The sequence below is a fragment of the Lentibacter algarum genome, assembly GCF_018860975.1.
GTDB lineage: Bacteria > Pseudomonadota > Alphaproteobacteria > Rhodobacterales > Rhodobacteraceae > Lentibacter > Lentibacter algarum_A.
The window spans coordinates 62813-81121 of sequence record NZ_JAHKQI010000005.1 but is presented as its reverse complement, the minus strand read 5'-3'; the positions used below and the strand labels follow the sequence as shown (position 1 = coordinate 81121).

Sequence of the window (18309 nt, the reverse complement as noted above, 5' to 3'; positions counted from 1 at the left end):
AGGAAGCATCATGGCTCAAAACGAAGACACCCCACAAGGCCTCGCCTTTGCCGTAACGGCCTATGTGCTCTGGGGCTTTTTACCGCTCTACATGAAGCTCCTCAGTCACATTTCACCGGCTGAAATTGTCGCGCATCGGGTTATCTGGTCTGTTCCTATCGCCGGTATTTTGCTCGTCATTCTTGGCCGCACTGATAGCATAAAACAGGCTCTAACAACGCCAAAAATGCTCTTGATGGGCTGCATAACAGCAATGCTTATCTCGCTGAATTGGGGTATTTATGTTTGGGCAGTCACCTCGGGTCATGCGCTTGATGCCGCTCTTGGTTACTACATCAATCCGCTGTTCTCGATCTTCTTAGGCGCCGTTCTGCTTGGTGAGCGTCTCAACAAGCTGCAACTGTTCGCAATCGCCCTCGCTGCTGCCGCCGTTGTTGTTCTCACGGTCGACAACGGCAGCCTGCCTTGGGCTGCGATCGGCATGTTCCTCACATGGGGCCTCTATGCATTTTTCAAGAAGTCTCTGCCGATCGGCCCCAATCAAGGTTTTTTGCTTGAAGTGCTCATTCTCACACCGCCCGCGCTGGCCTATTTGGTGTGGCTAGGCCCCTCAAACGCGTTCATCAGCTCAACCGACAATACACTTATGTTGCTCGGTTGTGGCATCGTTACGGCAATACCCCTGCTGATCTACGCCAACGGCGCAAAGCTTTTGCGCATGAGCACAATCGCAGTCCTCCAATACATCGCCCCGACAATGATCTTCCTCATCGGCGTGTTTGTGTTTGATGAGCCCTTCGGCCAAGCCCGCATGATAGCCTTCCCGATGATCTGGGCCGCTCTGGTGCTCTATTCTATCGCCCTGTTCCGCGAGTTGCGCAGCAAGCGAGCCGTGATATGAGCAACCTCCTGATCATCGGCTACAGCTACTCTGCTGCCGCGCTCGCGCCACAACTCCTTGCTCAGGGTTGGCAAGTCAGCGGCACCACACGCTCGCCCGAAAAACTCGACAGTATCAAAGCGCAAGGCGTTACGCCGCTGCTCTGGTCAGATGATCTCAGCCCTGCGTTGCATGCTGCCACTCACCTGCTAATCAGCGCCGCACCCGGCAAGGATGGTGATCCTTTCTTGGCAAAAACAGGCTCTAACATTGCCAAACAGGTGCCAAACCTCACATGGGCAGGTTACCTTTCAACAACAGGTGTTTACGGCGACTGTCAGGGAGCGTGGATCGACGAAACTGCGGCGCTCTCACCAACCACCGAGCGCGGCAAAATGCGTGTGCAAGCCGAAGCGGCATGGCGCGCCACCGGCCTGCCCTTACATATATTTCGGCTTGCCGGCATATACGGCCCAGGCCGCGGCCCCTTTGCCAAAGTCAAAAGTGGCAAAGCGCGCCGGATCATCAAGCCTGATCAGGTGTTTTCACGCATTCACGTCGAAGACATAGCACAGGTTCTCGCAGCCTCGATCGCCAAGCCAAACCTCGGAGCGGCCTACAATCTCTGCGACGACGAGCCCGCTCCGCCGCAAGATGTAATCGCCTATGCAGCCGAACTTCTCGGCCTACCGCTGCCGCCGGAGGAGCCGTTTGAAACCGCCGATATGACACCGATGGCTCGCAGCTTTTATGCCGAAAACAAACGCGTCTCTAACTTTCGCATAAAAAACGAGCTGGGTGTCTCTCTTCTCTACCCAGATTACAAAACAGGCCTCAAAGCCCTGCTTTAGCCCGTCAAATTTTGCAAGCGCCTTGAAGCCTCGCGACAGCGTGTTATCTACCGCTTCATTGCAGCAAGCGAGACCACAATGATCACACGCCAAGCCATCGCCGACTTCATCGAGAACCCGAAAACTTCGGCTGTCATCACCGCTGTGATCGTTTTCAATGCGATCATCCTCGGCCTCGAAACGTCTAAAAGCGTAGTCGCGTCTTACGGGACATTCCTAACAATTCTCGACACTATCTGCCTGACAGTTTTTGTCGCCGAACTCGTCGCCAAGCTCTTCGCACATGGGCCGCGCTTTTTCAGGTCGGGGTGGAACATTTTCGACTTCGTGGTTATCGCGATTTCGCTCGCACCAGCAGGCGAAGGCTTTGCAGCGCTACGAGCACTGCGCGTTTTGCGGGTGTTGCGCGTGATCTCGGTCGCACCGTCGCTTCGCCGTGTTGTTGAGGGCCTTGTCGCCGCCGTTCCCGGCATGGGATCGGTGTTCTTGCTCATGGGGCTGATCTTTTACATCGCCTCCGTGATCGCAACCAAGCTCTTCTCCGAAGCCTTCCCGCAATGGTTCGGAAGCCTCGGTGAGTCAGCCTATTCACTGTTCCAGATCATGACGCTTGAAAGCTGGTCAATGGGCATCGTGCGCCCCGTCATGGAAGTTTACCCCTACGCATGGGCCTTTTTCCTGCCGTTCATCTTGGTCACAACATTCGCGGTGGTAAACTTGCTCGTCGGTCTCATCGTCAACTCGATGCAGGAGGCCCACCAAGCTGAAGGCGCCGCCGAAACAGACGCATACCGCGACGGCGTCATGGCACGCCTTGAGGCGGTCGATGAAAAGCTTAATGAGCTCTTGAAAGAGAAGTCAGACTAACGCTCGGTTAAGCGCGCTTGTCAGCGATCTGCGCAACACCCAAAACACCAAGCACTTTGGCGACGATATCCTCGGCTTGAAGCCCTGCCTCTTCATACATTTCAGCAGGTGAGCCCTGGTCGATAAACCAGTCCGGCAGCACCATCGAGCGGAACTTGAGGCCAGCGTCAAACGCGCCTTCATCTGCCAGAAGTTGTGCAACATGCGAGCCAAAGCCGCCAACCGCGCCCTCTTCCAGCGTAATCAAAACTTCATGCTCCTGCGCCAGCTTCAGGATCATGTCGCGATCAAGCGGCTTGGCAAAACGAGCGTCCGCAACTGTTGGCTCTATGCCCTTCGCGGCTAGCATTTCAGCGGCCTTTTCGGCCTCGCCCAAACGGGTGCCAAACGACAAGAGCGCCACGCGCTTGCCCTCACGCACAACACGCCCCTTGCCGATTTCAAGCGCCTCGCCAACACTTGGCATTTCAACACCAACGCCCTCACCGCGCGGAAAGCGAAAGGCAATCGGGCCATCATTATAGCCCGCCGCAGTGGCGACCATATGCTTAAGCTCCGCCTCGTCCGCCGCGGCCATCACAACAAAATTCGGAAGGTTCGCGAGGTAGGCAACATCGTAACTGCCCGCATGTGTTGCACCGTCAGCACCGACAAGCCCCGCCCTATCAACTGCAAAGCGCACGGGCAGGTTTTGTAACGCAACATCGTGCACAACCTGATCATATCCACGTTGCAAAAACGTCGAGTAGATCGCGCAAAAAGGCTTCATCCCGCCCGCTGCCAAAGCTGCACAAAACGTCACGCCGTGTTGCTCGGCAATGCTCACATCAAAGCAGCGGCTCGGGTAGCGCTCGGCCATCAGGTCAAGCCCCGTTCCGCTCGGCATCGCCGCCGTCACGGCGCATATCTTGTCGTCACTCGCCGCCAGCTCAATCAGCGTATCCCCGAACACGCCGGTGTAACTCGGCGCATTGCTCGGCGCTTTGTGCTGCTTACCGGTGATCACATCAAACTTCGCGGTCGCATGGCCCTTGTCATCACGCGCTTCGGCGGGAGCATAACCCTTACCCTTTTTGGTGATCGTATGGATGATGATCGGCCCCGTCGCCCGCGCCTTCACGGTGCGCAACACGTTAAGCAACTGCTGCATGTCATGCCCGTCGATCGGCCCGACATAGCTAAAGCCTAGCTCCTCAAACAGGGTGCCACCAACGGCCATCCCCTTGATCATTTCTTTCGCGCGCTTGGCGCCTTCTTGCAGGAACGGCGGCATCAGACTCACCGCGCCCTTGGCCGCGGCCTTAAATTCCTGAAACGGCTCTTCAGCATACAATCGGCTCAAATAATTGCTGAACGCTCCAACCGGCGGCGCGATGCTCATGTCGTTGTCATTCAAGATCACGATCAAGCGCTTGCCGAGGTGCCCGGCGTTGTTCATCGCCTCAAAGGCCATGCCAGCGCTCATAGCGCCGTCACCGATCACGGCAATCGCATCGCCTAGTCCCTCAGGGCAGTTTCCGCCCAAGTCGCGCGCCACAGCAAAGCCAAGTGCCGCGCTGATCGAGGTAGAAGAATGCGCCGCGCCAAACGGGTCATACGGGCTTTCACTTCGCTTGGTAAATCCGCTCAAACCGCCACGCTGCCGCAGTGTACGAATGCGCTCTCGCCGGCCAGTCAGGATCTTGTGCGGGTAACTTTGGTGCGACACATCCCAAATGATCTTGTCCTTGGGCGCATCAAACAGTGCGTGTAAGGCAACCGTCAATTCAACAACGCCCAAGCCAGCACCAAGATGCCCGCCCGTTTCACTAACCGCACTAATGGTTTCAGCACGCAACTCACCGGCAAGCTGCACAAGTTCAGTATCGCTCAGCCGTTTCATATCAGCGGGGCTGGCGATCGTATCAAGCAGCGGAGTGTCTGGCTTATCGGTCATCTCGGCCCTTTCGGGGCTATTACTTTCGCCGCGAAATAACGAAGCGCGCGGCTTCTCGCAAGCAATCAGCATCGCTTCCATAAACAGATAAGGCCTCGCAGCCCTGTTCTACAAGGTCTGCGGCTTGGCGTTTTGCCGCATCGAGGCCCAGAAGTGACACAAAAGTCGCCTTACCCGCGTCGGCATCCTTGCCAACAGCCTTGCCTGTTTCACTTACATCGCCCTCAACATCCAGGATGTCATCAGCGATCTGAAATGCCAGCCCCAAAGCACGCCCATAAGTCTCTAACCCTGCCGAACTCGCTCCGCTCATCACTGCCCCAGCCTTTGCTGACCAGTTGATAAGCGCACCGGTTTTGCCATGTTGAACCGCTTTGATTTGCTCAATGGTCAGCGGCGTTTCGCTGGTCTCGGCTGCAATGTCCATCATCTGCCCGCCGACCATGCCCTCATGCCCGGAAGCGACCGCCAACTGGCGCACAAGCTCAAGTGCATGCGCGCCAACATCCGGCGTGGCGAGCAACTCAAACGCCTTCGCCTGCAATGCATCACCAGCCAAAACAGCGGTGTGCTCGTTCCACTTGCGGTGAACCGTCGGCTTACCGCGGCGCAAGTCGTCGTCGTCCATACAGGGCAAGTCATCGTGGATAAGCGAGTAAGCATGGATGCACTCAACAGCCAACGCTGCCTGCGTTGCTGCCTCAAGGCTCTGCCCATGCAACCGCGCCGATTCGATCACCAAGAACGCCCGCAATGCCTTGCCGCCTTCGAGCGCATAAAGCATCGCCTCACATAGCAGCTTATGCGGTTCTGTTTGCGGTGCACCAAAAGCAGTTTTCGCCGCATCTCCGGTTAAGGCTTGTGCGCGCTTTAGGGCCTGCTCAAAAGTAAGCGCTTCAATCAACATCAAGCGGCTTCAAGCCAGCAGGGTTGCCCTCGCCATCAAGCGTGATCACCGCGATCTTCTCTTCCGCTTCCTTCAGCTTGGTCGCGCAATGCGCCTTAAGCAAAGCACCGCGTTCATAAAGCTTAATCGAATCCTCAAGCGCCACATCACCACGCTCAAGTTGGCCAACAACTTTCTCCAACTCGCTCATCGCGGCCTCAAAGCTCATTTCTGCTACTGCTGTCTCGCTCATTCGTCTCTCCAGGCTCATTTGGGGCAAGCATACCCGCCCAAACAAATGGGTTCAATTCAGAACCGCCCACGCTTAGGCTATCGGGATGAACGAGATCGACCAGAACAACATCCAGCTTTACCCGCACGAGGCGCGCGCCGCCCACGACCGGCTTGAAGCGGCCTTAACTGGTCGCGACGCTACAGTTGACACAGCTCTACGCCTCGTGCCCCGAAAGCACGCTGTCTTCAAAGGCACACTTGATGGCGATCCCGTGGTGTTTCGCCTTGCGCTCAATGACGCTGCAAAAGCTCTCGCTCAGAAAGAATGGAACGAACTTTCCCGCGCTTGGGCCTATATGTCCGAACCGCCACTAACAGTCTCTAAACCGCTTGAATTCGGCCCTGATGTTGGCCTAACGGTCACTTCTTTCGCGCTCGGAAAGGGGTTGCTGCATCACCTTTGGTCGCTCGAATCCCCCGCTCGAATTGCCCCGATGAATCTCGCCGCAGACTGGCTGCATAAGTTCACCGAAAACAGCATTGAAGCGCGCGAACCAAACCGCCGACCCTGGCGCAACTGGGCCGAAGCCGCCGTCGCAAAACAGCCTCACGAAGTCTTGCAAAAGATCGAAGGGCGCGTGTTTCAGAAAATGAAAAAACTCTATCGCCAGATCAACTTGCCCGAATGGCGCGTCGCCCTCGCGCATGGCGACTTTCACCTCAACAATCTGCATTTTGATGGCCGAACAGTCACCGGAATTGACCTTGGTGCAACAAACCACGCTCCGCTCTACAAAGATATCGCCCGCGCACTGGTGCATATGTCCCGCCGCGGCATGCTCCCGTCCGGTGCTCGCCGTTTCGGCGTCGACGCCGCAGCCTTTAACTATTATGTAGAAAAGTTCACACTTTCAGAGCAAGAAATTAACGGCTTTCTGCCCTACTTCATCTGCTTTGAAACCCTGATCAAAGTCGAGCACCCTGACATGCCAAAACAGCGCATCGAACACGCTGTAGCAATGTCAGAAGCTCTCTTTGCCGACATGAAGCAAATCACTTAGCAGCCAGTTTTGCCTTCAACTCATACAACACCTGAAGCGCCTCACGTGGTGTTAGCTCATCAGGAAAGACCTCGGCCAAAGCCCCCTCAACGGCGCTGTCTTTGGCCTTTATCGGCGCGGGAGCAGGCGTTGCGGAAAATAGCGGCAAATCGTCGATCACAGCCTTTGCCTGCCCCTCGCGCTCGCCCTTTTCCAGAGCATCAAGCACAACTTTCGCCCGCTCGATCACACTGTCAGGCAGCCCTGCGAGCTTGGCGACTTGCACACCATATGAGCGGTCAGCGACACCCTTGCGCACCTCGTGCAGGAAGATGATCTCACCCTCCCATTCCTTCACAATGACAGTCGCATTCGAGCAGTGATCAAGCTTGTCGCTCAGCTGCGTCATCTCGTGATAATGCGTGGCAAACAACGCCCGGCTGCGGTTTTTTTCATGCAAATGTTCAAGCGTCGCCCAAGCGATCGAGAGACCATCATAAGTTGCCGTGCCGCGCCCTATTTCGTCGAGAATAACCAAGGCACGGTCATCAGCTTGGTTCAAAATCGCCGCGGTTTCGACCATCTCGACCATGAAAGTCGAGCGCCCGCGCGCCAAGTCATCGCTCGCCCCAACGCGGCTGAACAACTGGCTCACAATTCCGACATGCGCCTCCGTGGCAGGCACAAAACTGCCCATCTGCGCCAGCACCGCGATCAACGCATTTTGCCGCAGGAATGTTGACTTACCGGCCATGTTCGGCCCCGTCAAAAGCCAAAGGTGATCATCCTCAGCCAAGGCGCAATCATTGGGCACAAACCCGTCGCCGCCTTGCTTGCGCAGCGCGTGTTCAACAACAGGGTGCCGCCCTTGCTTGATCAAAAGCGCACGGCTGTTATCGACGCTCGGTCGTGTCCAGTCTTCCTCACGCGCAATGCTGGCCAAAGCAAGCGTAAGGTCAAACTCCGCCAGCGCGCCCGTCGCCGCAAACACTGGTTCTTGCGCGGCCAGTATCGCCCCGCGCAGCTCGTTAAATATCCGCAGTTCGATCTCGGTCGCACGCCCACCCGCATTCAGGATCTTCGTTTCCATCTCGCTCAATGCAACCGTGGTAAAACGCACTTGGTTGGCCGTCGTTTGCCGGTGTTTGAACAGCTCGCTCTGCGGTTCTGAAAGCATCTTGTCAGCATGCGTCGCCGTCACCTCGACAAAGTAACCAAGCACGTTGTTATGCTTGATCTTGAGTGTCGAAATTCCGGTCTGTTCGGCATAGTCTGCTTGCATCTTGGCGATCACACTGCGCCCCTCGTCGCGCAGTGCGCGGCACTCGTCAAGCTCAGCGTCATAGCCCGCCATGACGAAGCCGCCGTCACGCTGCAGCAGAGGCGGCTCGGCAACCAGAGCCTGATCAAGCAAGTCGATCAAAGCACCATGCCCCATCAGCTTACCGGAAGCACTATCCAACAGTTCCGGAAGCGCGATTTGAGCCATATTAGAGCCTATTTCTTGCGCTTTCTGCAATCCGTTCCTGATCGCCGTCAAGTCCCGTGGGCCGCCCCTTTCAAGCCCAAGCCGCGAGAGCGCGCGGTCCATGTCAGGCACATGCCGAAGCACCTCGCGCGTGTCACCCAAAAACCCGCTGTCAGCGTGCGCAAAGGCAACCGCATCAAGCCGCTTGCCGATCTCATCAACATCGCAAGAAGGCGAACTCACCCGCCGCTCCAAAAGCCGCGCACCAGCCGCTGTCAGCGTGCGATCAACCGTTGCCAAAAGCGAGCCCGCCCGCGCACCTTGCATTGAGTGGGTTAGCTCAAGGTTTCGCCGAGTCGCCGCATCAATCTGCATCACCCGACCAGCCACCTCGCGGACAGGCTTGGCGAGCAGTGGAAGCTTGCCCTTTTGGGTGATCTCCAAATAATCCAGAACCGCGCCCAGCGCCGACACTTCGGCCCGCGTGAATTGCCCGAATGCCTCAAGCGTTTCGACACCAAAGAACGCACTCAACCGCTTGGTTGCCCCGTCACTGTCAAATGACGCCTTGCCAAGCTCGGTAACGGCAACACCCTGCTCCTCGGCGATTTCGGCAAGCTCGCTGAACTGTGCATCGGCAAAAACAATTTCGCTTGGCGCGAGCCTTGCCAGCTCCGGCCCGAGACGCATGCGGCTCACTTCCATCACCCGAAAGTCACCAGTCGACATGTCAATCCAAGCCAAGCCAGCCGCGCCGCGTATCTCGCTATATGCGGCAAGATAGTTGTGCCGACGCGCCTCCAAAAGGCTCTCTTCTGTCAGCGTTCCGGGCGTCACCAGTCGCACAACATCGCGTTTCACAACCGCTTTATAGCCGCGCTTCTTGGCCTCTGCAGGGCTTTCCATCTGCTCACAAACAGCCACACGAAAGCCCTTGCGAATAAGCGTCAGCAAGTAGTTCTCGGCCGCATGGTAAGGCACACCGCACATGGCAATGTCTTCGCCCTCATGCTTACCGCGTTTGGTCAGCGCAATGTCCAAAGCTTCAGCCGCGGCAACCGCGTCGTCAAAGAACATCTCGTAAAAGTCGCCCATACGGTAAAACAACAGCGCATCAGGGTAGCCCGCCTTGAGCTCCAGATATTGCGCCATCATTGGCGTTACAGCAGATTTGGCAGCAGTCACTTACGCATTCCCCCGAACGGTTCTTGCCAAACTAACGGTGCACGCTACGACACGAAAGCGCAAAGTCGCTTTTGGTTGAGAGAATTGTGCACAAAGGATATGACGGTCTGACTCTGACTTGATGAAAGCTCAAAATGCCTAAGCAAAAGATCTCCCGTGAAGATGCCCTCGCCTTTCACCTTGAGCCAACTCCCGGCAAATGGGAGGTGACAGCGACTGTCCCGATGACAACCCAGCGCGACCTCTCGCTCGCCTATTCGCCCGGTGTTGCCGTGCCCTGTGAGGACATCGCCGCAAACCCCGGGCTGGCCTATGACTACACCAACAAGGGCAACCTCGTCGCTGTCATTTCAAACGGCACCGCGGTGCTCGGCCTTGGTAACCTCGGCGCGCTTGGCTCAAAGCCGGTGATGGAGGGCAAGTCAGTGCTCTTCAAGCGCTTCGCTGACGTCAACAGCATCGACCTTGAGCTTGACACAGAAGACCCCGACGAGTTCATCAACGCCGTGCGCCTGATGGGCCCAACATTCGGCGGCATCAATCTCGAAGATATCAAAGCGCCCGAGTGCTTTATCATCGAGCAGCAACTCAAAGAGCAAATGGACATCCCCGTCTTTCACGACGACCAGCACGGAACCGCCGTTATCTGCGCCGCTGGCCTGCTCAACGCTTTGCAGATTTCTGGCAAGAAAATCGAAGACGTCAAGATCGTCGTCAATGGCGCTGGCGCGGCTGGTATCGCTTGCATCGAGTTGATCAAAGTCATGGGCGCCAAGCACGACAACTGCATCTTGTGCGACACCAAAGGCGTTATCTACCAAGGCCGCGAGCAAGGCATGAACCAATGGAAATCAGCCCACGCCGCCAACACAGAGAGCCGCACTTTGGCAGAGGCTATGGATGGTGCTGACGTCTTCCTCGGTGTGTCAGCCAAAGGCGCGGTCACACAAGACATGGTCGCTTCGATGGGCAAAAACGCAGTGATCTTCGCCATGGCCAACCCAGACCCGGAGATCACCCCCGAAGAGGCCCACGCCGTGCGTGAAGACGTTATCGTGGCAACTGGCCGCTCGGACTATCCGAACCAAGTCAACAACGTGCTCGGCTTCCCCTATCTCTTCCGCGGTGCGCTCGACATTCACGCCCGCGCGATCAACGACGAAATGAAAATCGCCTGCGCCGAAGCCCTCGCCAAACTCGCGCGCGAAGATGTGCCCGATGAAGTCGCGATGGCCTACGGAACCAAGCTGACTTTTGGCCGCGACTACATCATCCCGACGCCGTTTGATCCGCGGCTCATTTACGTCATTCCGCCCGCTGTTGCCAAGGCCGGCATGGACACAGGCGTCGCCCGTCGCCCGATCATCGACATGGAAGCTTACGAGGCCTCCCTCAAGTCGCGGATGGACCCGACAGCCAGCATCCTGCGTGGCCTCAATGCCCGTGCGCGTCAAAATCAGGCCCGCATGATCTTTGCCGAGGGCGACGACCCCCGCGTGCTCCGCGCCGCTGTGCAATATCAGCGTTCAGGCATGGGCCATGCTCTTGTTGTCGGTCGCGAAGACGACGTAAAGGCCAAGCTTACCGCTGAAGGTATGGCTGACGCTATGGACGAGCTCGAAATCGTCAACGCCGCAAACACTCCGCACCTCGCACAGTATAAATCCTTCCTCTACGAGCGCTTGCAACGCCAGGGTTTTGATCGTCACGATGTGCACCGCCTCGCTGCGCGGGATCGTCATGTTTTCGCCGCCCTCATGCTTGAGCACGGTCACGGTGACGGGCTTGTTACCGGCGCGACCCGCAAGTCGGCCCACGTTATGCAGCGTATCAACATGGTGTTTGACGCCAGCGCTGAGCACGGCGCAGTCGGTGTCACCGCGCTCCTGCACAAAGGCCGCATTGTGCTTATCGGTGACACGCTCGTTCACGAGTGGCCCGACGAGAATGACCTTGCAACAATCGCCGAACGCTCGGCCGATGTCGCACGCCACTTGGGCCTCGAACCCCGCGTTGCTTTCGTCAGCTTTTCAACCTTCGGCTACCCCCGTTCCGAACGCGCAGAAAAGATGCATCAGGCCCCAAAAGTCCTAGAAGAACGCGGCGTTGATTTTGAGTTCGAAGGCGAGATGACAGTCGATGTCGCCCTTAACACGTCAGCGCAAAAGAACTACCCGTTTTCGCGCCTCACTGGTCCCGCAAACATCCTCGTCGTGCCAGCGCGTCACTCTGCCTCGATCAGCACCAAACTCATGCAAGAAATGGCCGGCGCTACCGTTATCGGCCCGATCCTCGCAGGCATCGACCAAAGCATCCAGATCTGCTCGACTGTCTCCACGGTAAATGACATCGTGAACATGGCGGTATTGGCAGCATGCAAAGTGGGGTAACGCCGCGTGACAATCTTCAACCTTGGCTCAATCAACCTTGACCATTTCTACGAAGTGCCGCACCTCCCTGCTCCGGGCGAAACCCTGCTCGCCACAGCGCATCACACGGGCCTCGGCGGCAAGGGCGCAAACCAATCAGTGGCCGCCGCCCTCGCAGGTGCGCCGGTGGTTCACATCGGTGCCGTCGGGCCTGAGGGGGCATGGGCCGTCAAGCGCCTGCAAGCCTTCAACGTCAACGTCGATAGCATCATCGAAGTCGAGGCGCCGACCGCCCACGCAATCATCAATGTCGATCCCCACGGTGAAAACGCCATCGTAGTGTTCCCCGGTGCAAACATGAAACAGTCTCTAACACGGCTTGAAGCTGCCCTGAGCGTTGCGCAATCCGGTGATGTGCTGCTTCTGCAAAACGAGACTAACCTCGCATATGAAGCCGCCAGTCTTGCCCGCAGCAAAGGCGTTACCGTCGCCTATTCCGCAGCGCCGTTTAATGCAGACGCCACAGAAAAGCTCTTGCCACTCACCGATGTTCTGATCCTTAACCGTGTTGAGCTTGAGCAACTCACCGAGGCCACAGGCCGCACAGAAAACGCTCTCGGCCCCGCCACAACTGTCATCACAGAAGGCGCAAAAGGAGGCCGCGCGATCACAGCTTCGGGTGAACAACGTTACCCTGCCTTCCCGGTGCAAGCTGTCGACACAACCGGCGCTGGTGATACCCACGCAGGCTACCTCGCCGCCGCGCTGCACGAGGGCCAGTCTCTCACAGATGCACTTCGTTTCGCGTCCGCTGCTTCCGCCCTGCAAGTCACGAAAAAGGGGACAGCCGAAGCCATCCCCTCCCGCGCCGAAGTTGACGCGTTTCTCAAAAATCAGCCCGCAACCTAGCCAGCAAACGGCGCCGCACCACCCCAAAGCGCCTTAACCTTTTGGTCGCGCCCACAGGCCTTGCGGTAAAACTTGTAAGCCGCCGCCTTGCTTTTAGGCCCCGCGCGGGTCAGCACAACCTTGCTGCTTTTGTAATAGTCTTGGTGGTATTCTCCGGCAGGGTAAAACCCGTTCAGCGGCAACACCTTGGTGGCAATTTTGCGCCCCAGGTCTGATCCCGCCTGAGTTACAGCTTTCCGAGCGAGCTCTTTCTCACCTGCACCACTGTAAAATACCGCGGTCTTATATGCAGAACCACGATCACAAAACTGCCCGCCCGCATCCGTCGGATCAATCGAGCGCATAAACATATGCAACAGCTTTTCGCGGCTCACTTTACCCGCATCGAAGGTGATCTTAACCGCTTCATAGTGCCCCGCGTGGCTCTTGTAAGTCGGGTTTTTGCTCTTTCCACCGCTAAAGCCGGAAACGGCGCTGATAACGCCTGGCACCTTCTCGAAGTCGGATTCAACACACCAAAAACAACCGCCCGCCACAACGATACTCTCGCGTGGTCCGGCCTGTGCCGTGTTCGCTTGCAACATCAGCCCAAGTCCGATCAACACCGCCAACATCAGAGCTTTCAATTCTTTCACACTACACTTCATTGCTCATACTCCTCCGCAATCTCTTGGCTTCACTCTAGCGGCAAAAATCTCTGCTGTAGACAGGCCTCACAAAGAGGTTACAACTCGTTGGGAAAACGTGAGGAGCTGACACAATGGCCGACAAAACCACCACCCATGCAGCCGAGGAAGATGCCCGCAACGAGCAAATTCTCATCTGGCTCAATGGCAGCTGCGTGCCAAAGGCTCAAGCCGTTGTCAGTGTCTACGACAGCGGCTTCATGCTCGGTGACGGGGTGTGGGAGGGCCTGCGCCTTTACAACGGCAACTGGGCGTTTTGGGGCGAGCATTTTGACCGCTTGTTTGAAGCCGCAAAAGCTATCGACCTCGACATCGGGATGAGCCGCGATCAGCTCTATTCAGCCTTGTTAGAGACACAATCAGCCAACAATATGACAACCGACGCACATGCGCGTCTGATGGTAACACGCGGCGTCAAAACCCGCCCGTTCCAGCACCCTTCGCTGAGCCAGCAAGGCCCGACGATCACCATCATCATGGAGCACTCGCAGCCCAAGATCCCCCGCCCGATCAAGCTTGCTACAGTGCCGCACATCCGCGGCTTGCCGATGACACAAGATCCCAAGCTCAACTCGCACTCCAAGCTCAACTGCATCCTCGCCTGCATCGCCGCCGAAAAAGCCGGTGCTGACGAAGCCCTGATGCTCGACGTGCACGGCTTTGTGAACACCACCAACGCCTGCAACTTCTTCATTGTGCGCAAAGGTGCGGTTTGGACATCAACCGGGGACTACTGCATGAACGGAATCACCCGTCAAAAAGTCATCGATGTTTGCCGCGCCGACGGAATCCCTGTTTTCGAGCGCAACTATAGCTTGGTTGACACATACGGCGCCGACGAAGCCTTTCTCACCGGCACATTCGGTGCTCAAACACCCGTCAGCGAGATTGACGGAAGGCAAATTGGCACCGCCGAAATGGGCCCCGTCACCAAGCGTATTCGCACGCTTTACAAAGAACTCATCGAGGCCGACGCATGAAAAGCATCGCGATGTGGTCAGGCCCACGCAACCTCTCAACCGCGATGATGTATGCCTTTGGTAACCGCGCCGACTTCGACGTGGTCGATGAGCCCTTTTACGCGCACTACCTCGCGCAAACTGGCCTTGATCACCCCATGCGCGACGCAGTTCTTGCCAGCCAACCCCACGATGCAGACGATGTAATTCAGTCTCTAACAAAGCCCAAAGCGCAGCATTTCTATCAGAAACACATGTGCCAGCACATGCTGCCATCGGTGCCGCGCGACTGGATGCTTGAGGTGCAAAACATCTTCCTCATCCGTCACCCCGCCCGCGTCATCGCCAGTTTCGGAGCCAAGTATCAAAACTTCGGCCTCGCTGATATCGGCTTTTCGCAACAGCTTGAACTCTACGAGATGCTCCTTGCGCAGGGCCAAACCCCGATCGTCATCGACAGCGCCGATATCCGCCAAGCGCCCGAGGCAATGCTGCGTAAACTCTGCGCCGCAGTCGACATAACCTTTGACGACAACATGTTGCACTGGCCCAAAGGCGGCCACACCCGCGACGGTGCATGGGCCTCGCACTGGTATAACGCCGTGCACAACTCCAATGGCTTCGCCGGCGCAGAAGGCCCATTGCCAAGCCTTGATACGCCTCAGCAACAAACGCTCCTCTCTAATGCCTTGCCAATCTACGAGAAGCTGGCGCAGCGTAAACTCTCGGCCTGAATGTGCGTTGGCGACGCCCGTCACCATTGTGCAAGCCGGTTCGTAGAAGCCAAAAAAATGAACCGACTGAGGTAAATTAGTCAATTTTCAGTGGTTTATCCGCTACCTTTTGGCTCAGTTGCCCTAAAGGAAGCATATTTCCCTTGTCACAATACCCCGTTGCTCTATCAGTCTCGCAAGCAACAAAAGAAATGACGTATGAACATCGCACCCGACTTTGAAGCCGAGCAGATAAACGAGCATTCACGCGCCAAATCAGCCCAAGCCTGGATCAGAACCCTCGCGAAGTATCGCGAACCTAGCGAGCCGCGCAGCTACTTCGAGCTCGCCGTAACCGCGATTCCGTTTCTCGTGCTTTGGGCTTTGGCTTGGGCAGCGCTTTCAGTTAGCCCACTGCTCGCTCTGGCGCTTTCGCTGCCGGTTTCAGCATTTCTTTTGCGCCTCTTCACAATTCAACACGACTGCGGGCATGGATCGCTGTTCAGAAGCCGCACATTAAGTGACTGGATCGGCCGCTCTCTCGGTGTCCTCACCCTCACACCCTATGACGTCTGGCGCCGCTCACATTCGATTCATCACGCGTCCCATGGCAACCTCGCCAAGCGTGGCATCGGTGACATCGTCACGCTCACCGTCGATGAATACAACGCGCTCACGCCCCTGCGCCGGTTGCAGTACCGCGCTTATCGCAGCCCGTTCTTCCTCTTTGGGTTTGTCCCGGCCTACCTGTTCTTCATTCAACAGCGTTACCCCGCCGGCCTCACCAGCGAGCGCAAGTACTGGATCAGCGCGATGGGCAGCAATGTCGCCTTGCTCGCAATCCTCGGTCTTCTCTATGCCTTCGGTGGTTGGGGCCCGATACTCTATATCTTCATCCCCTCAACAGTCATCGCCGCAACTATCGGCATGTGGCTGTTCTACGTGCAACACCAGTTCGAGCACACCAACTGGGACCAAAATGAAGACTGGCAATTGCACGACAGCGCCCTGCACGGCAGCTCCTATTATGTGATGCCGCCGCTGCTAAACTGGTTCAGTGCCAATATCGGAATTCACCATGTGCATCACCTCTACAGCCGCATCCCTTTTTACCGCCTCCCCGAGGTGCTGCGCGACAATGACGAACTCGACAACATCAACCGGATGACAATTCCCGAGAGCTTCCATAACGCTCGCCTTCACCTCTGGGATGAAGCCGGAAAGCGCTTGCTGTCTTTTCGCGAAGCACGCGAACTTGTGGCCTAAAACAGGATGAACACTATGAAATTTCTCGCGCTTGCCTTCGCTGCGACAGCGTCTGCCGCCTTCGCCCAATCGCCGGTAGAGCTCAAAGACACCAACGCCAAATACACCATGCAACTCGGTGGCGACATCGCATGGAGCGTTGAGTCTGATCTCACGGGTGAACAATCGACCATTGTTGCGGCCTCTCCCGATGGTCACGAGCCGTTCGCAGTGATCTCGGCGATGACCTATCTCAAAGTCAATTCGCTTGCCTTGATGGGCGCCAGCATTGCCGAAAAGACAACAGACAACTTCCTGAAGGGCCTCTGCGAGAACTACAAATGCGCTGACATTTCTGAACGCACATATGAAGAAATCGGAGATCACAAAGCATGGGTTGTCACCACGCAACTTGAGCTGGCCGACTACAAAAACCTCGGTGTACCCGAAGCATTGATGATCGCGACTGTCTCGCCCGATGGCTACATGCAGCTTTTCTCCTTGCACACCGCGAAGGGCAAATCAGAGGCAATGAAATCAATCTTGATCGACGCGGTCAAAACCATTCAACCCGCTCCATAAGCCGACCAACGCACGCAGCGTTAAGTTAACTCGCGTTAACCCGCATCGCAAAATCGTATGCACGCATTATGCACTGCGGTATGTACTGTGGTATGCACCCGAGTCACCTGCGATCGCCTCGCATCTAAAGAGGTTAACAACCCGAAACGCTAGCGTAACAAAAGCAAAACGGGCCTGTGCTACAATACACAGACCCGCTTGTTTTTACTGAGTTTTCTCACTTAAATCGGCGGTTGCGTGTCGCCAAAAGCTTCAAGCGAAGGGCGTTAAGCTGAATGAAGCCCGCCGCATCTTTCTGGTCATAAGCGCCCGCATCGTCTTCAAACGTCACATGCGCTTCCGAATAAAGCGAGTGATCCGACCAGCGCGCAACAGTCGTCGCCGCGCCTTTGTAAAGCTTGAGCTTCACGGTTCCGGTTACGTGCTCCTGGCTCTTATCAATCGCCGCCTGCAACATTTCGCGCTCGGGGCTAAACCAGAAACCGTTGTAAATCAGCTCCGCATAACGTGGCATAAGGCTGTCTTTCAAATGCCCGGCACCGCTATCAAGCGTGATCTGTTCAATGCCACGATGCGCCTCAAGCAGCACAGTGCCGCCCGGTGTTTCGTAGATGCCGCGTGACTTCATGCCAACAAAGCGGTTCTCGACAAAATCAAGCCGCCCGATACCGTGTTTGCCGCCCAACTCGTTGAGCTTGGTGAGGATCGTGGCAGGGCTCATCGCCTCGCCATTGATGCTCACAGCATCGCCACGCTCAAAGCCGACTTCTATGAATTCGGCCTCGTTCGGAGCATCTTCTGGCGCAACTGTGCGCTGATAAACATAGTCCGGTGCAAGCTCTGCGGGGTCTTCCAAAACCTTGCCTTCTGACGAGGTGTGAAGCAGGTTTGCGTCAACAGAAAAAGGGGCTTCGCCGCGTTTGTCCTTAGCGATCTGGATCTGGTGCTGTTCCGCAAAACCAAGCAGTTTGGTGCGGCTGGTCAAGTCCCATTCCCGCCAAGGCGCGATCACTTTGATGTCGGGGTTGAGCGCATAGCAAGCCAGTTCAAAGCGCACTTGGTCGTTGCCCTTGCCTGTTGCTCCGTGAGCCACAGCATCAGCGCCAACCTCTTCCGCGATCTCAACCAAACGCTTTGAAATCAGCGGCCGAGCGATAGAGGTTCCGAGCAAATAAAGCCCTTCATAAAGCGCATTGGCGCGAAACATCGGGAAGACAAAATCACGCACAAACTCTTCGCGAACATCCTCGATGTAGATGTCTTTGACACCCATCAGCTCGGCCTTTTTGCGGGCTGGCTCAAGCTCTTCGCCTTGGCCAAGATCGGCGGTGAACGTCACCACTTCACAGCCATACTCCGTCTCGAGCCACTTCAGGATGATGGAGGTGTCCAACCCACCGGAATACGCAAGGACAACTTTCTTTGGCGCTGACATCGTTCTTTCCTCATGCTTGTTGCTCGCGGGTTAGCTCTTTTTCAGGCGCTCCGCAAGCGTTAGC

General features: G+C 56.6%; 16 protein-coding genes. 10 read left to right on the top strand and 6 right to left on the bottom strand.

The window, feature by feature from the left end; genetic code table 11:
• Positions 1-10: 10 nt before the first annotated feature.
• From rarD to KO498_RS04685, 3 genes are all read left to right on the top strand, one after another.
• Entirely contained in the window at positions 11-901 is an 891-nt protein-coding gene (gene rarD / locus KO498_RS04695) for an EamA family transporter RarD (RefSeq protein WP_215958735.1), read from the top strand.
• A complete protein-coding gene (locus tag KO498_RS04690) occupies positions 898-1731 on the top strand; it encodes an SDR family oxidoreductase (RefSeq protein WP_215958734.1) in 834 nt (277 codons plus the stop codon). Before rarD ends, KO498_RS04690 begins: the two co-directional genes overlap by 4 nt.
• A 78-nt stretch (positions 1732-1809) precedes the next feature.
• Entirely contained in the window at positions 1810-2598 is a 789-nt protein-coding gene (locus KO498_RS04685; RefSeq protein WP_215958733.1) for an ion transporter, read from the top strand.
• 7 nt (positions 2599-2605) lie between these two features.
• Here the strand turns inward: KO498_RS04685 and dxs are convergent, their stop codons facing one another.
• From dxs to KO498_RS04670, 3 genes are read right to left on the bottom strand one after another with little or no spacing between them, the layout of a single operon-like run.
• Positions 2606-4534 carry a 1-deoxy-D-xylulose-5-phosphate synthase gene (dxs, locus tag KO498_RS04680; RefSeq protein WP_215958732.1) on the bottom strand — a complete coding sequence of 643 codons (1929 nt, stop codon included), beginning with the start codon at positions 4532-4534 and terminating at the stop codon, positions 2606-2608.
• Between the two features lie 19 nt (positions 4535-4553).
• Positions 4554-5441, bottom strand: a complete 888-nt coding sequence (locus KO498_RS04675; RefSeq protein WP_215958731.1) for a polyprenyl synthetase family protein — start codon at positions 5439-5441, stop codon at positions 4554-4556.
• Positions 5431-5673, bottom strand: coding sequence for an exodeoxyribonuclease VII small subunit (locus tag KO498_RS04670; protein ID WP_215958730.1), 243 nt, complete (start codon positions 5671-5673; stop codon positions 5431-5433). The genes KO498_RS04675 and KO498_RS04670 overlap by 11 nt, the downstream gene beginning before the upstream one ends.
• 85 nt (positions 5674-5758) lie before the next feature.
• Here KO498_RS04670 and KO498_RS04665 point away from each other — a divergent pair, with 85 nt between their 5' ends.
• A complete protein-coding gene (locus KO498_RS04665; RefSeq protein ID WP_215958729.1) occupies positions 5759-6715 on the top strand; it encodes a phosphotransferase in 957 nt (318 codons plus the stop codon).
• Here KO498_RS04665 and mutS read toward each other — a convergent pair.
• The gene (mutS, locus tag KO498_RS04660; protein WP_215959400.1) at positions 6708-9317 is read right to left on the bottom strand and encodes a DNA mismatch repair protein MutS; all 2610 of its coding nucleotides are present in this window, start codon (positions 9315-9317) and stop codon (positions 6708-6710) included. The genes KO498_RS04665 and mutS overlap by 8 nt on opposite strands.
• A gap of 164 nt (positions 9318-9481) precedes the next feature.
• Between mutS and KO498_RS04655 the strand changes: the two genes are divergently transcribed.
• Together KO498_RS04655 and KO498_RS04650 are read left to right on the top strand one after the other, a co-directional pair.
• Positions 9482-11737: an NADP-dependent malic enzyme gene (locus KO498_RS04655; RefSeq protein WP_215958728.1), complete on the top strand. Its 2256-nt coding sequence runs from the start codon at positions 9482-9484 to the stop codon at positions 11735-11737.
• 6 nt (positions 11738-11743) lie between these two features.
• Positions 11744-12625 carry a ribokinase gene (locus KO498_RS04650; RefSeq protein ID WP_215958727.1) on the top strand — a complete coding sequence of 294 codons (882 nt, stop codon included), beginning with the start codon at positions 11744-11746 and terminating at the stop codon, positions 12623-12625.
• Here the strand turns inward: KO498_RS04650 and msrA are convergent.
• Positions 12622-13272: a peptide-methionine (S)-S-oxide reductase MsrA gene (msrA, locus tag KO498_RS04645; RefSeq protein ID WP_215958726.1), complete on the bottom strand. Its 651-nt coding sequence runs from the start codon at positions 13270-13272 to the stop codon at positions 12622-12624. The two genes, KO498_RS04650 and msrA, sit on opposite strands and share 4 nt — an antisense overlap.
• A gap of 113 nt (positions 13273-13385) precedes the next feature.
• On the opposite strand from msrA, the gene KO498_RS04640 reads away from it, so the two are divergent.
• From KO498_RS04640 to KO498_RS04625, 4 genes are all read left to right on the top strand, one after another.
• Positions 13386-14291, top strand: coding sequence for a D-amino acid aminotransferase (locus tag KO498_RS04640; RefSeq protein WP_215958725.1), 906 nt, complete (start codon positions 13386-13388; stop codon positions 14289-14291).
• Positions 14288-15004 carry a sulfotransferase gene (locus tag KO498_RS04635; RefSeq protein ID WP_252731273.1) on the top strand — a complete coding sequence of 239 codons (717 nt, stop codon included), beginning with the start codon at positions 14288-14290 and terminating at the stop codon, positions 15002-15004. Before KO498_RS04640 ends, KO498_RS04635 begins: the two co-directional genes overlap by 4 nt.
• 198 nt (positions 15005-15202) lie before the next feature.
• Positions 15203-16249, top strand: coding sequence for a fatty acid desaturase (locus KO498_RS04630; protein WP_215958724.1), 1047 nt, complete (start codon positions 15203-15205; stop codon positions 16247-16249).
• A 15-nt stretch (positions 16250-16264) separates the two neighbouring features.
• Positions 16265-16810 carry a hypothetical protein gene (locus KO498_RS04625; RefSeq protein ID WP_215958723.1) on the top strand — a complete coding sequence of 182 codons (546 nt, stop codon included), beginning with the start codon at positions 16265-16267 and terminating at the stop codon, positions 16808-16810.
• Between the two features lie 217 nt (positions 16811-17027).
• Here KO498_RS04625 and KO498_RS04620 read toward each other — a convergent pair whose 3' ends face one another.
• Positions 17028-18245 carry an argininosuccinate synthase gene (locus KO498_RS04620; RefSeq protein ID WP_215958722.1) on the bottom strand — a complete coding sequence of 406 codons (1218 nt, stop codon included), beginning with the start codon at positions 18243-18245 and terminating at the stop codon, positions 17028-17030.
• Positions 18246-18309 lie beyond the last annotated feature (64 nt).